This window comes from Sphingobium sp. ZW T5_29, assembly GCF_044987515.1.
Lineage (GTDB): Bacteria > Pseudomonadota > Alphaproteobacteria > Sphingomonadales > Sphingomonadaceae > Sphingobium.
In genome coordinates, this window is record NZ_JBJDRM010000021.1 from 24113 (window position 1) to 36946 (window position 12834).

Here is a 12834-nt window from a genome sequence, read left to right on the forward strand (position 1 = left end):
TTCCTCCCCCATCTTTGCGAACCGGGGAGGGCGTTCAAGCCTCAGTCCTTGCTACGCTTCTTGCGATGCGTGTCCAGGTCCAGGACGGTCGTGTCCGCGCCTTCGGGCATAAGGCCGAGGCGGCGGGCGACTTCCTGATAAGCTTCGACTTCGCCGCCCAGGTCGCGGCGGAACCGGTCCTTGTCCAGCTTTTCGCCCGTGTTCATATCCCACAGGCGGCAGCCGTCGGGGCTGATTTCATCGGCCAGGATGATGCGGCTGTAGTCGCCATCCCACAAACGGCCGAACTCCAGCTTGAAATCGACCAGGCGGATGCCGATGGCCGCGAAAAGGCCGCACATGAAGTCGTTGATGCGGATCGCCATGTCGGCGATCTCATGCATCTCTTCCTGCGTGGCCCAACCGAAACATGCGATATGTTCTTCGGACACCAGCGGGTCGCCCAGCGCGTCGTCCTTGTAACAATATTCGATCAGGGTGCGGGGCAGTTGCGTGCCTTCCTCAATCCCAAGCTTCTTGGACAGCGATCCTGCCGCGACGTTGCGCACCACCACTTCGATGGGCACGATTTCCACCTGGCGCACCAGCTGCTCGCGCATGTTGAGGCGGCGGATGAAATGAGTGGGGACGCCGATCTGGCCGAGCAGGGTGAAGATATGCTCGGAAATACGATTGTTGAGCACGCCCTTACCGGAAATCGTGCCCTTTTTCTGCGCGTTGAAAGCGGTGGCGTCATCCTTGAAATATTGGATGATCGTGCCGGGTTCAGGACCTTCGTAAAGGATCTTTGCCTTGCCTTCGTATATCTGGCGGCGACGGGCCATGCGCGTTCCTGTCTTCCCAAGAAAAGAATGTGCCCCGGCAACGCGAATCGAGAAGGATCAGCGGGTGCCGGGGCTGCTGGCGTGGCCCATAGACCAAAGCAGGCGGGGGTGCAATTAGCGGCCAGTTGCCCCTGTCGGATCAACGCCTTGTCTGCATCCCCGCAGGTCAGTGTGCCGTTTCAACCTGCGGCATTTGTTCATCATATCGCTGCGCGGCCATCAACCGTTCGGTGAAGCAGCGCCGCCACCAGCTGATGTCCTGTTCCTCGACGCAATCCATCATCGAACGCCAGCGCCGCTTGCGTTCATCCAACGGCATGGCGAGGGCGCGGGTGATAGCGTCGGACATTTCCTCAGGGCTGTAGGGGTTGATCAACAGCGCATCCTTCAACTGCACTGCAGCGCCCGCAAAGCGGGACAGGATGAGGACGCCGGGATCATCCGGGTTCTGCGCCGCCACATATTCCTTTGCGACAAGGTTCATGCCATCCCGCAGCGGCGTGACCAGGCCGATCCGCGCCGCGCGATAGATGCCCGCCAGCTTGTCGCGCGGGTAACCCTGGTTGACGTAGCGGATGGGTGTCCAGTCAACATCGCTATATTCGCCATTGATCCTTCCGGCGACCGCGTCGAGCGTGGAGCGGATATGCTGGTAGCTTTCCACTTCCCCGCGGGAAGGCGGCGCAATCTGGGTCAACACGACCTTGCGATGCTGTTCGGGATGATCCTTCAGGAAGCGAGAATAGCCGCTGAACCTTTCCTCCAGCCCCTTGCTGTAGTCCAGCCGGTCCACCCCGACGATCATGGAGCGATCCTGCAATGAACGGCGGACCTTTTCGAACATCTCCAGCGCGGGTTCGCTGACCGCCGCATTGGAAAATTCCTGGGCATTGATGCCGATCGGGCAGGCGATCGCCTGGATAGTGCGGTTGCCCAGCGTCACGAAATCGCCGTTCACGGTGCCATTCATCTCCCGCTCTACATAATGGCGGAAGGATTCCAGCCATTCTTCCGTATGGAAACCGACAACATCATAAGCGAACAGCGTCTGCACCAGCTTGGTATGATGGGGCAGGGACACCAGCAGGCGCGTGGGCGGCCAGGGAATATGAAGGAAAAAGCCCATCCGGTTCATATGCCCCTTTTCCCGGAGCATCTGACCAAGCGGGATCATGTGATAATCCTGCACCCAGATGATATCTTCAGGTTCGATCAGCGGGCTGGCGGTATCGGCAAAACGGTGGTTGACGCGATTATAGCCGCCCTCGAAATCGCGCGCATATTCGGCCAGGTCGATGCGGAAGTGAAATAGCGGCCAGAGCGTCTTGTTGGCATAGCCGTTATAATATTCGTCGACATCCTGTTCTTCCAGGTCGATGGTGGCGGTCTTAACCCCTTCATCCTCGGCAAACCCGATGTGGCCGGTGAAGTTTTCCGTGACCTCGCCCGACCAGCCCACCCAGATTCCCCGGCTTTCCCGCAATGCCTGCGACAGGGCCACGGCAAGCCCGCCCTGATTGCCTGACTTGCTGGGCCTGCTTACCCGGTTGGATATGACTATCAGCCGGCTCATCGCATCACGCTCCACGGTTTGCTCAGCAGAACGGCGCAGTTGATGATGCCGACCAATGAGTAGGTTTGGGGATAATTACCCCATAATTCTCCGGTCGCCGGATCGATATCTTCCGACAATAGGCCCGCAGCGGTGCGGCGGGACAGCATCTCTTCAAACAGCATCCGCGCTTCTTCGGTCCGGCCGGTGCGATGCAGCGCTTCTATGAGCCAGAAAGTGCAGACGTTGAACGCAGTGACAGGCTCACCAAAATCATCGGGCGTGCTGTAGCGGAGCATGTCGTTGCCCCGGCGCAAATCCTTCTCCAGCGCTTTCAGGGTCCCCAGGAACATCGGGTTGTCCGGGGTCAGGAACCGCAAGTCCAGCAGTTGCAGCAAGGATGCGTCACGCGCGTCATCCTCGAACGTAGCCGATATTGCATTGCTGCTGGTGCGCCATGCCGATTGCAGGATGCGCGCCTTCATGATTTCCGCACGTTCGCGCCAATATATTTCGCGCGTATCCAGTCCAAGCGCACTGGCCGCATGGGCGAGCCGGTCACAAGCTGCCCAGCACATCACTGCGCTATAGCTATGGACGTGCGCGCGTGTGCGCAGTTCCCAAAGACCCGCGTCCGGCTGGTCATAGACGGTCCATGCGCGCTCGCCGACCGCTTCCAGTGCTTCAAAATCGCTGATGTCGGCCATCCGCACCAGACGCTGGTCGATGAAGCCCTGAACCGATGACAGCACGATCTGCCCATAGGCGTCGTGCTGGATCTGCGAATAGGCTGCATTGCCGACACGAACCGGCCCCATGCCGCGATAGCCGGGCATGCTTTTCGCCTCGCGCTCCTCCAGCGTGGCGTTTCCGCGCACGTCGTAAAGCGGCTGTATATGGCCGCCTTTCGCGCCATCGACGATGTTCCTCAGGTAGACGAGGTAGCTTTCCAACACATCGAGCGCGCCCAGCCGGTTTAGCGCCTCGACGGTATAATAGGCGTCTCGAATCCAGCAGTAGCGATAGTCCCAATTGCGGCCACTATCGGCATGTTCGGGAATGCTGGTGGTCAACGCCGCGACGATGGCCCCCGTTTCCTCATGCTGGCAAAGTTTCAGCGTGATAGCAGACCGAATCACGGCCTCCTGCCATTCAGGCGGAATGGCCAGGCCGCGAACCCACATCTGCCATTCGCGGATGGTGTCTTCCAGCATTCGTTCGACCGCCGGGCGCAGCGCATCGGAAAAGCTTTCGTCCGGTCCCAGGAAAAAATGCATGTCATGTTCCAGGCGGAACCAGCTTTCCTGCGAAATCAGGCCGATCGGCGCGTTGGTCGACATGCGCATCGCCATGTAGGACAGCACCAGACGGATATGGTTCGACCCGTAACTGATCGGCACCGTTTCCGAATGCCAGTTGGTCGTGGGACGCAGGCGGATGCGGATGCGCGGACTACCCGCTACCGGACGCACCACGCGTGCAAAAGCGACCGGACGGTACATGCGTCCCAGATGCTGGTAGCGTGGGCAAAAGTCGTAAAGCTCTATCGCATTGCCCTGATCGTCGGTCTGCCGGGTTACCAATATGGGCGTGTTGCGAATGTAGCGTTGCTCGACCGTGGTGCAGTTTTCGAGCTCTATCGCCCAAAAACCGCGCGCATCCGGGCTGTTCCATTTCTTGTCATCCAGCAGGGCGGAAAAGACGGGGTCGCCATCCACACGGGGAACGCACGCCCATATCATCCGACCGGCGCGATCGATCAGCGCCGATGCCTGGCAGTTGCCGATGGGCCAGAGATCGAGTGTTCGCTGATCCCCGACAGGATTGCTGGTGCTATGGCTGTTGATCTTTCTGCCCCCTGTTAATCGATATCAGGGGCGCCGGGTCGTGCATCAGCCGGACGCAGCGATCCCCTGGGCGAGATAATGCCTGACAGCGGCAACCTGTTCCAAAGAGAATGAGGCGAAAGTGGATCGCGGCGGACCGACCAATATGCCTGCGCCGCCCAGTTCCACGGCGGCGGCGAACCCCTCTTCGTCCGTGACATCGTCGCCGATGAATAACGGCGTGCCGCCAGCCATCGGATGTCGCGCCATCAACGCATGCACGGCGCTGCCCTTGTCCGCGCCGCCGGGACGCAGCTCGTAAAGCATCTTGCCCTGTTGCACATGAAGGCCCAGTCGCGCCGCGAGCGCTTCAGCCAGCTCTCCGGCTTCCTGTCCCCATTGCGGCGCGCGGCGAAAATGAAGGCCGACGCTGATCGATTTGCGTTCCACCAGCAGGCCGGGCTTTTCGTCTGCAAAGGCATGGAAGGCGGCTTCGGCTTCGTCGACGGCCTCCTGACGCGGCGGGCCTTCGACCTGCTCGCCCGGTTCGGCAAATTCCAGGCCATGCGTTCCGGCGAGGAGGAAATCACCGAAACCCAGGTCGCGCAATGTTTCAATGGAACGACCGCTGACGATGGCCACCCGACCGCCCAGCATTTCGCGGAGATTCGCTAGCAGGGCAAGAAGGTCGCGGTCCACCACCACCCCATCCGGCGTGTCCGCGATGGGTGCGAGCGTCCCGTCAAAGTCGAGGAACAATGCGGCTCCCACCAGCAAGGCAATGGAGGGGGCAGGCAGTTCGGCGGGGGAGGGGCTGTATTCGGACACGCGCGCAAAGTGGCGCGCGCCGTCGAATGTGCAAGCCCTGAACTGTGCTTTGCGGTGATTTTTTCAATCGTATCGGCTTCGCGCTTCGCGGCTGGGTCGGAAGCGGAACAAATCGGCGTTTGCCATCGCGGGCGGCGCTGCTATTCCGAACGCGATGACCGATTTCCGCGACCCGTTCGACGCTATCAAGGACCATCCTTTCGACGACGCGCTGTCGGAACGTTATCTGGTCTATGCCCTTTCGACGATTACCGCCCGGTCGCTGCCGGACCTGCGGGATGGCCTGAAGCCGGTGCATCGCCGCCTGCTGTGGGCCATGCGGATGCTGCGGATGGAGCCGAGCGGCGCGTCGCCCGACGTGCTGGTCGCCAACCCGGCACGAAACACCACCAGTTACAAAAAATGCGCGCGCGTCGTGGGGGACGTGATCGGCAAATACCATCCGCACGGCGATTCATCGGTCTATGACGCCATGGTGCGGCTGGCACAGGATTTTTCGCTGCGCACGCCGCTGGTCGATGGGCAGGGTAATTTCGGCAATATCGACGGCGATAACGCCGCCGCGATGCGCTATACCGAGGCGCGGCTGACGCAGGCCGCCGCCGACCTGATGGCGGGGTTGGACGAAGGGACGGTCGATTTCCGCCCAACCTATAATGGTGAGGATGAAGAGCCGGAGGTTTTCCCCGGCCTGTTCCCGAACCTTCTGGCCAATGGCGCCAGCGGCATTGCCGTGGGCATGGCGACCAGCATCCCGCCGCACAATGTCGCGGAACTGATCGACGCCGCCAGCTTGTTGATCGACAATCCCGATGCCGAACATGCTGAACTGATGCAGATCGTGCGCGGCCCCGACTTTCCGACCGGTGGCGTGCTGGTCGATAACGCGTCGATCATTTCAGAAGCCTATGCGACAGGGCGGGGGTCGTTCCGCACGCGCGCGCGTTGGCACAAGGAAGATGGTGGGCGGGGCACCTGGGTGGCCGTGGTCACGCAAATCCCGTTCCAGGTGCAGAAATCCAAACTGATCGAGCAGATCGCCGTCCTGATCAATGACAAGAAGCTGCCCATCCTGGCCGATGTGCGGGACGAAAGCGACACGGAGATCCGCATCGTCATCGAACCGCGCGCGCGGACCGTCGATCCCGACGTGCTGATGGACAGCCTGTTTCGCCTTACCGACCTGGAAAACCGCTTTCCATTGAACCTGAACGTGCTGGACGGCACGCGCACCCCGCGAGTCCTGGGGTTAAAGCCGGTCCTGATCGAATGGCTGAAACATCAGGTCGACGTGATGGTGCGCCGCGCACGCCACCGGCTGGACAAAATTGCCGCTCGGGTCGATCTGCTCGACGGCTACATCATCGCTTATCTGAACCTGGACCGGGTGATCGAAATCATCCGCACCGAGGACGAACCCAAGACGGTGATGATGGCGGAGTTCGAGCTGACCGACCGGCAGGCGGAAGCGATCCTCAACATGCGGCTGCGGTCGTTGCGCAAGCTGGAGGAGATCGAGCTGCGGCGCGAACATGCCGAGCTGTTGAAGGAGCGGGACGAACTCAACAAGCTGGTCGACAGCCCCACCCGGCAGCGGACGCGGCTGAAAAAAGACCTGGCTGACCTGCGCAAACGCTATTCGCCCGAAACGGACATGGGCAAGCGCCGGACCTTGGTGGAAGAGGCCGGTCCAGCCCGCGAAATTCCGCTGGAGGCCATGATCGAACGCGAGCCGATCACCGTCGTCCTTTCCGAACGCGGCTGGATAAGGGCGCTGACCGGCCATCGCGACCTGGCGTCGGCGGACACGCTGAAGTTCAAGGAAGGCGATGGCCCGATGATCGCTTTTCACGCGCAGACGACGGACAAGCTGCTGTTGGCGACATCAGCCGGGCGTATTTTCACACTGGGCGCTGATCGCCTGCCAGGCGGGCGCGGCTTTGGCGATCCCGTTCGGTCGCTCGTCGACATGGACGATCAGGGGCAGATTGTCGCGCTTTTGCCCGCGCGCAGGGATGGGGAACTGTTGCTGGCGTCATCGGACGGGCGCGGTTTCGTGGCCGCCATGGCCGATATCATCGCGGAAACGCGCAAGGGCAAGCAGGTAGTCAACGTCAGGCCCGGTGCTCGACTTTCCGTCGTCCGACCCATCGCCACCGACGCGGACAGCATCGCCATAGTCGGAGAGAATCGGAAACTGCTCGTCTTCCCATTAATTGAAATGCCGCGAATGGCACGGGGGCAAGGGGTGCAGATGCAGCGCTATCGTGACGGCGGATTGTCCGATGCGGTGGCGTTCCGCATGGCGGACGGCCTTAGCTGGGCGATGGGCGGTGACAGCGGCAGAACCCGGACGGAAAGCGACATGACTCCGTGGCGCGTCGCGCGCGGGGCCGCCGGTCGGATGCCGCCCGTCGGCTTCCCGCGCGATAACCGATTTTGATCGAATGTAAAAAATGAACACATCTGATTGAAATCAAGGATAGTATTTCCCGAAAATTTACCATTTGCCGCTCTAAGGCATGACATGGAAAGCGTTCCTGCGCGTATTGGGCCATCCGACAGCCCGATCGGCGACCCTCTTGAAGGGTTCACTTGCGTGCGCCTGCCTAACATGGCGGAAAAGGAACAATGGGTGGCGGCGATACCGCAGGCCGCCGCGATAATGTATTTCCGGGACGGCCAGTTATCTCTGGTTACGGTCAACGATTGTTTCTACCGCACCTTCCTTCAATCGCTGGACCTGTCCGCCAAGCCCCCGCACCATGAGGAATGGCGGAGGCGCATGATAAAAATGGCTTCGTCCGATCGTAAGGCATCTGCTTTCGAGATGCGGCGCAATGGCGCTTTGGGTTGGGAATATTTTTCCTGTACCATCGGGCAATTACCGTGGTCCGATGACGAAGGGCGCCTGATCCTGTTCACTGCGCTTGATCGCACGAACGACAGGGTCACGGAAAAGAATCTGCGCCGCGAATTGCTGTCCGACGGCCTTACTGCCTTGCCCAACCGCGCTGGTTTTGGCGAAGAGATTGAAGACCGCCTGGCCAATGGGCAATGGTCGGAACATGCCCAGTTCGGCATCATTGCCATCGACCTCAGCCGGTTTAGCCGCGTCAACGAATCGCTGGGTCCGATGGCAGGCGATGAACTGCTGATCACCGTGGCGAAGCGGCTTAAGTCGAGCTTGCGTCAAGGCGATGTGCTGGCCCGCATCGGCGGCAATGATTTTGCTATATTCGCCAGGCTTAACAATGGCCTGTCGGATTGCATTCATATTGTTCAAAGGGTCAAGGACGCACTCGGATCGCCGATCCGGTTGAGCGATCTGCAAATCCGCGTGGACTGCGCGATCGGCTGCGCTCTCTCCGTCAACCTTGACGATGATCCCGACGATGTCGTCCGCAAGGCCCAGGCGGCGGTCAAGATCGCCAAGCGCAGCGGCAAGGTGGAAATTTATCGCAACGGCGTGCTCAAGGAAGCGCAGCGGCGCTTTTCGATCGAGAGCCGCCTGCGCACGGCCCTTGCCCAGGGTGAGCTCACGCTGGCGTTCCAGCCGCTTATTCATCTGCCCACGGGCGAGGTTAACGGTTTCGAAGCGCTGGCCCGCTGGGAAGACCCCGATCTGGGCACGGTATCGCCGGTAGAGTTCATCGCGGTCGCGGAAGAAAGCGGCCTGATCACCCAACTGGGCCGCTGGGCCGCTTATGAAGCGACCCAGGCGCTAAGCCGCTGGGACGCCAAATTCGGTCAGCCGCTGCCTGTAGGTGTCAACGTCAACCTTTCCCCAATTCAGATGGCGCGCGACGATGTGGCGTCGATGTTTGAGGAAGCGCTTCGCTATTCAGGTGTCGCGGGCGAGCGGCTGACCGCGGAAATCACCGAAAGTGCGATCATCGCCGACCCTGAAAAGGCGCGGAAGCTGCTGTTTGCGCTCAAAGACCTGAAAATGCTGATCGCCATGGACGATTTCGGCACCGGCTATTCCAACCTTGCCAGCCTGCACAGCCTGCCGATCGACATATTAAAGATTGACCGTAGCTTTGTGTCGTCCATGCTGGACGACAGGGACAAGGTTGCGATTGTGCGGACCATATTGTCGCTGGCCGATTCCCTGCATTTGCAGGTGACTGCCGAAGGCATAGAAACGCAGCAATTGGCCCATGCACTACAGGGCATGGGCTGTGGCTTTGGCCAGGGCTATTATTTCGCGCGACCGATGCCTGAGGCTGAAGCCTATGATTACTGGCGCGCGCGCTGGAACTTCGAAACGATCTGATCAGCGATCTCGGTCACGCGGCTGGCATCGGGAAAGCCTTCCTCCACCCATATGCGCTGGACCTCGCCCAAGGCTGCGGCGACGTCGGGGCCGGGTGACAATCCCAATGAAATGAGCGTGCCGCCGCCGATTGGAAGCTGGGGCGGGGTCCAGTCCTTCAGCGCCCCGATGGTGTCGACCGGGCGGTATTGATCCAACAGCATCTGGTCAATCGCCCCTTCCACTCCAATGCGAAAGCCGATCGCACGCGGCGCTGACCCTGCGTCGGGCGCTTCAAGCGCCAGCGCGACCCGTTTGCGCGCCTTTTTGGATAGTTTCAGCCGCGCGCCCACATTCTCCGCCGTCCGGGGATCGGGCGGGAGAAGGGCGGCGAGCCTGCGGAGAGGGGAGGCTGCAACCCCGGCAATCTGTTCGCGCGGGATCAGGGCCTTCAACCGCGCCAGCCCGTCCTCGTCGATTTCGGGAAGGACCGCTGCCAATATACCGCCATCGATCATCAGCTTGACGGAGGAGAGGGGGGCGTCGACGGCCAACAGCTTCAACAGCTCGTCCGCGATTCTTTCGCGGGACAACGCCATCAGGCTGTTGGCGGCGGCGCGACATGCGGCATAGGCATCCGGGTCAGGCTCACCCTGCCCAAAGCGGGCGAGAAAACGGAAATATCGCAGGATGCGCAGATGATCTTCGGCGATCCGCTCTTCCGCAGCGCCGATAAAGCGGACGCGGCGCGCCTGCAAGTCGGCAACCCCATCGAAAAAGTCCGTGACTTCGCCGCTGAATGGGTCGGCATAGAGCGCGTTGATGGTGAAATCCCGGCGGGAAGCGTCTTCACGCCAGTCGTCCGTGTAGGCAATGGTCGCGCGGCGGCCATCGGTACTGACATCGCGGCGCAAGGTCGTGATCTCAACCGGCCAACCCGCGATAACGGCGGTCACCGTGCCATGGTCTATGCCGGTCGGAACCACCTTGATCCCTGCCGCCTTCAATCTGCTGACGACGTCGGCTGGCTCCAATGTCGTCGCGATATCAAGATCGCTGACAGGCAGCCCAAGCAATCCGTCGCGCACCGCGCCACCAACAAAGCGCGCATGCCCCGCCTTGGCTTCTAGCGCGGCGAGCAGGTCGTCTAGCCCCGGACGATGGCGCCATTCAGCGTCAGGCAACAAGGCGGGCATGGTTCAGCCTCCGCGAAAGATTGACGAGGATGGCTGCGGTAATGCCCCAGATGCGCCGTCCTTCCCACATGATCTCGTAATAATGACGTTCATCCCCTTGGGAACCAATTTGTTTCCTGATCCGGTTCATCGGGTCGAGCGCATAAGAAAGAGGGATTTCGAACCAGTCGGCGACCTCATCAGCCTGGGGGGTCAGGGTCAGGTCCGGCGGCACGACGCCCAGCACCGGGACGATGTCGAACCCGGTGAATGTGTGGTAGCGATCGGACGTGCCGATGATGTCGACAAGGTGCGGAGGCAGGCCGATTTCCTCTTCCGCCTCTCGCAGGGCCGCCGCCGTTTCGTCCGCGTCGCTCTCATCTACCCGTCCGCCGGGAAATGCGATCTGCCCGGCATGCTTGCGTAAAGATGTCGATCTTTCCGTCAGGATCAGTCCGGGTTCGGATCGATTGGTGACAGCGACCAGCACGGCTGCGGGGGCGAGCAGGATATCCTCGCGAATACGCGGGTCGCGTGTGTCCGACAGGTTGATCCCGATGTCGCGGGCATGCCCCTCCACCAAGGCCGAACGCAGGCGGTCCGCCAGCATCATTGCGACCCGTCCAGCGGGAAAAATGCTCCACCGCTCCAAAGGCCGACTGGATCAGCGCCCTCATCCAGCGCAAGATTTATCAGTTCATAATAGACGCTGCGGGACACCAGTGCCTCCAACCCACCGCGAACATGCAGATAGGGATGGGGGCCGTCTGGCATGTCGCGAATGCGGATCGCGTTATCGGGACCAGCGGAAACCAGGTCGCCGGTGTTCAGGCGAAACGCCAGCGTCCGCTCGCGCCCTTCGCCTTCGCTTTTCAGCTCGACGGCGATGAAAGGAGCGTCCTCCACCTCGATCGACAGTTTTTCCACCGGCGTGACCAATACGAACGATCCGTCCGCTTCCCGCCGCAGGATGGTGGAAAACAGCCGCACCATCGCTTCGCGGCCGATCGGCGATCCCTGATGAAACCATGTGCCGTCGCGAGCGATGCGCATTTCGCTGTCGCCGCAATGGTCGGGGTTCCATTTTTCGACGGGCGGCAGGCGCTTTTCCGCGAGCAGGCGGGCGATGTCGGTCAGCGAAAGGCTGGAGAGGTCTGGTGGCGGATCCATCGGCATGGGGTCGAGATAGGATCGCGCGCGCCCGAAGGCAAAAGGGAAATCAGGCTACGGGTGTGCGCCGGGGGCCCAACATGCCCTGACCCGTGATGGGGTCGCCACTGACCGCCAGCGCCAACAGGCGGCGCGGCTCATAGGGTCCGGGGCAATTCCACCCAGCGGTGCCGTCAGCACGAAAGCCCCAGAAGCGGCCATAATATTCTGGGTCGCCAATCATCATCAGCGGCTCTGTCATGCGTGCGCGGGCAGCCGCGACCACCGCGTCCATCATGGCGCGGCCAATCCCCGTGCCCTGGTAATCAGGCGCGACGGCCACCGGACCGACCATGATCAGCGGGGTCTGCGTCCCATCGTCATGGGTCAGCGCGACCGGCCAGCATTGCAGGGACCCGGCAAGCTCCCCCTCATCGGTCAAGGTGGCGACAGAAAGGTCGGTCAGCCAGGGCATGGCGTCCCGGATCAGATAGGCTGTGCGCCCCCGCCGGTCCGGGCCAAAAGCCGCATCCAGCAGTCGTTCGACGTCCTGCGGCGGCACGTTGTTCAAGGGCACAATGCGAGACACGTCTTGCCGATCCGCCGTCAATGGCGCATGGACCGCGCCGGGAGCGGCGGCCTTAACGCCTGCTTCGGAAATTTAAAGTGCAAACTGGCGATTGCCTGCCGCAGGAAGATTATGAACAGCGCATTTGACGATTTTCTGACGCTGGAAGTCAATCATCTGGATGTGAATGTCCTGACAGGCATCTATTCGGAAGAAACGCACCTGCCGCAACCGTTGCGGATTTCCATTCGCGCGCGGCTGAAGATGGCGGATCATTATGCGCCTGATACGCCATTGTCCTGTTCGAAAAATTACATGGACCTGAAACATGCGGCGACGGCTGCACTGCCCGAAGGCCAGCATTTCACCCTGATCGAAGCGGTCGCCGACCACATCATCGACACGATATTCCTGCAGGACGACAAGGTGCTGCATGTAGAGGTGAAGATCATCAAGCTGGCGCTTAGCGAAAAGGGTGAGGAAATCGGCATCACCCTTGGCCGTCCCCGGCGATGATCCGCTGACGTCTAGGTGTTTAGTCCCATCCTTTGATGGTGCGGATTGAATATAAACCTGTTTGGCTCGGTTGCCCAGATTTTGCAGATGTATTCATATGGGGTGAGGCCCCGCAGGGTCTTGAGACGGCGACCAAAA

Annotated in this window: 11 protein-coding genes and 1 pseudogene; 3 read left to right on the forward strand and 9 right to left on the reverse strand. The window is 61.0% G+C overall.

Annotated features, from left to right (window positions below; all coding sequences use genetic code 11):
• Positions 1–41 precede the first annotated feature (41 nt).
• The 4 genes from purC to otsB all read right to left on the reverse strand — a co-directional run bounded on the left by purC (position 42) and on the right by otsB (position 5030).
• Positions 42–824: a phosphoribosylaminoimidazolesuccinocarboxamide synthase gene (gene purC / locus ACI3KQ_RS15325; RefSeq protein WP_404959105.1), complete on the reverse strand. Its 783-nt coding sequence runs from the start codon at positions 822–824 to the stop codon at positions 42–44.
• 166 nt (positions 825–990) lie between these two features.
• Positions 991–2397 carry an alpha,alpha-trehalose-phosphate synthase (UDP-forming) gene (gene otsA, locus ACI3KQ_RS15330; RefSeq protein ID WP_404959107.1) on the reverse strand — a complete coding sequence of 469 codons (1407 nt, stop codon included), beginning with the start codon at positions 2395–2397 and terminating at the stop codon, positions 991–993.
• On the reverse strand, positions 2394–4163 hold the full coding sequence (locus ACI3KQ_RS15335) for a glycoside hydrolase family 15 protein (protein WP_404959126.1): 1770 nt from the start codon (positions 4161–4163) through the stop codon (positions 2394–2396). Before ACI3KQ_RS15335 ends, otsA begins: the two co-directional genes overlap by 4 nt.
• Before the next feature lie 105 nt (positions 4164–4268).
• Positions 4269–5030 carry a trehalose-phosphatase gene (gene otsB, locus ACI3KQ_RS15340; protein ID WP_404959109.1) on the reverse strand — a complete coding sequence of 254 codons (762 nt, stop codon included), beginning with the start codon at positions 5028–5030 and terminating at the stop codon, positions 4269–4271.
• 154 nt (positions 5031–5184) lie between these two features.
• On the opposite strand from otsB, the gene parC reads away from it, so the two are divergent.
• Both parC and ACI3KQ_RS15350 read left to right on the forward strand, forming a co-directional pair.
• Positions 5185–7473 (forward strand): DNA topoisomerase IV subunit A, encoded by a 2289-nt coding sequence (gene parC, locus ACI3KQ_RS15345; protein WP_404959111.1) that lies wholly within the window; start codon positions 5185–5187, stop codon positions 7471–7473.
• Positions 7474–7557: 84 nt separating this feature from the next.
• Positions 7558–9309: a putative bifunctional diguanylate cyclase/phosphodiesterase gene (locus tag ACI3KQ_RS15350; protein WP_404959113.1), complete on the forward strand. Its 1752-nt coding sequence runs from the start codon at positions 7558–7560 to the stop codon at positions 9307–9309.
• On the opposite strand, the gene ACI3KQ_RS15355 is transcribed toward ACI3KQ_RS15350, so the two are convergent.
• The 4 genes from ACI3KQ_RS15355 to ACI3KQ_RS15370 are packed head-to-tail and all read right to left on the reverse strand — an operon-like array spanning position 9273 to position 12201.
• Positions 9273–10484 carry a CCA tRNA nucleotidyltransferase gene (locus tag ACI3KQ_RS15355; protein WP_404959115.1) on the reverse strand — a complete coding sequence of 404 codons (1212 nt, stop codon included), beginning with the start codon at positions 10482–10484 and terminating at the stop codon, positions 9273–9275. The two genes, ACI3KQ_RS15350 and ACI3KQ_RS15355, sit on opposite strands and share 37 nt — an antisense overlap.
• Complete coding sequence (locus ACI3KQ_RS15360) at positions 10465–11076, reverse strand: CoA pyrophosphatase (protein WP_404959117.1); 612 nt, start codon at positions 11074–11076, stop codon at positions 10465–10467. Before ACI3KQ_RS15360 ends, ACI3KQ_RS15355 begins: the two co-directional genes overlap by 20 nt.
• Complete coding sequence (locus ACI3KQ_RS15365; RefSeq protein ID WP_404959119.1) at positions 11073–11639, reverse strand: DUF1285 domain-containing protein; 567 nt, start codon at positions 11637–11639, stop codon at positions 11073–11075. Before ACI3KQ_RS15365 ends, ACI3KQ_RS15360 begins: the two co-directional genes overlap by 4 nt.
• A 43-nt stretch (positions 11640–11682) precedes the next feature.
• Complete coding sequence (locus ACI3KQ_RS15370; RefSeq protein ID WP_404959121.1) at positions 11683–12201, reverse strand: GNAT family N-acetyltransferase; 519 nt, start codon at positions 12199–12201, stop codon at positions 11683–11685.
• Between the two features lie 111 nt (positions 12202–12312).
• Between ACI3KQ_RS15370 and ACI3KQ_RS15375 the strand changes: the two genes are divergently transcribed.
• On the forward strand, positions 12313–12696 hold the full coding sequence (locus tag ACI3KQ_RS15375; RefSeq protein WP_404959123.1) for a dihydroneopterin aldolase: 384 nt from the start codon (positions 12313–12315) through the stop codon (positions 12694–12696).
• A gap of 11 nt (positions 12697–12707) precedes the next feature.
• On the opposite strand, the pseudogene ACI3KQ_RS15380 reads toward ACI3KQ_RS15375, so the two are convergent.
• Positions 12708–12834: pseudogene (locus tag ACI3KQ_RS15380) on the reverse strand (IS481 family transposase); the annotation flags it as partial.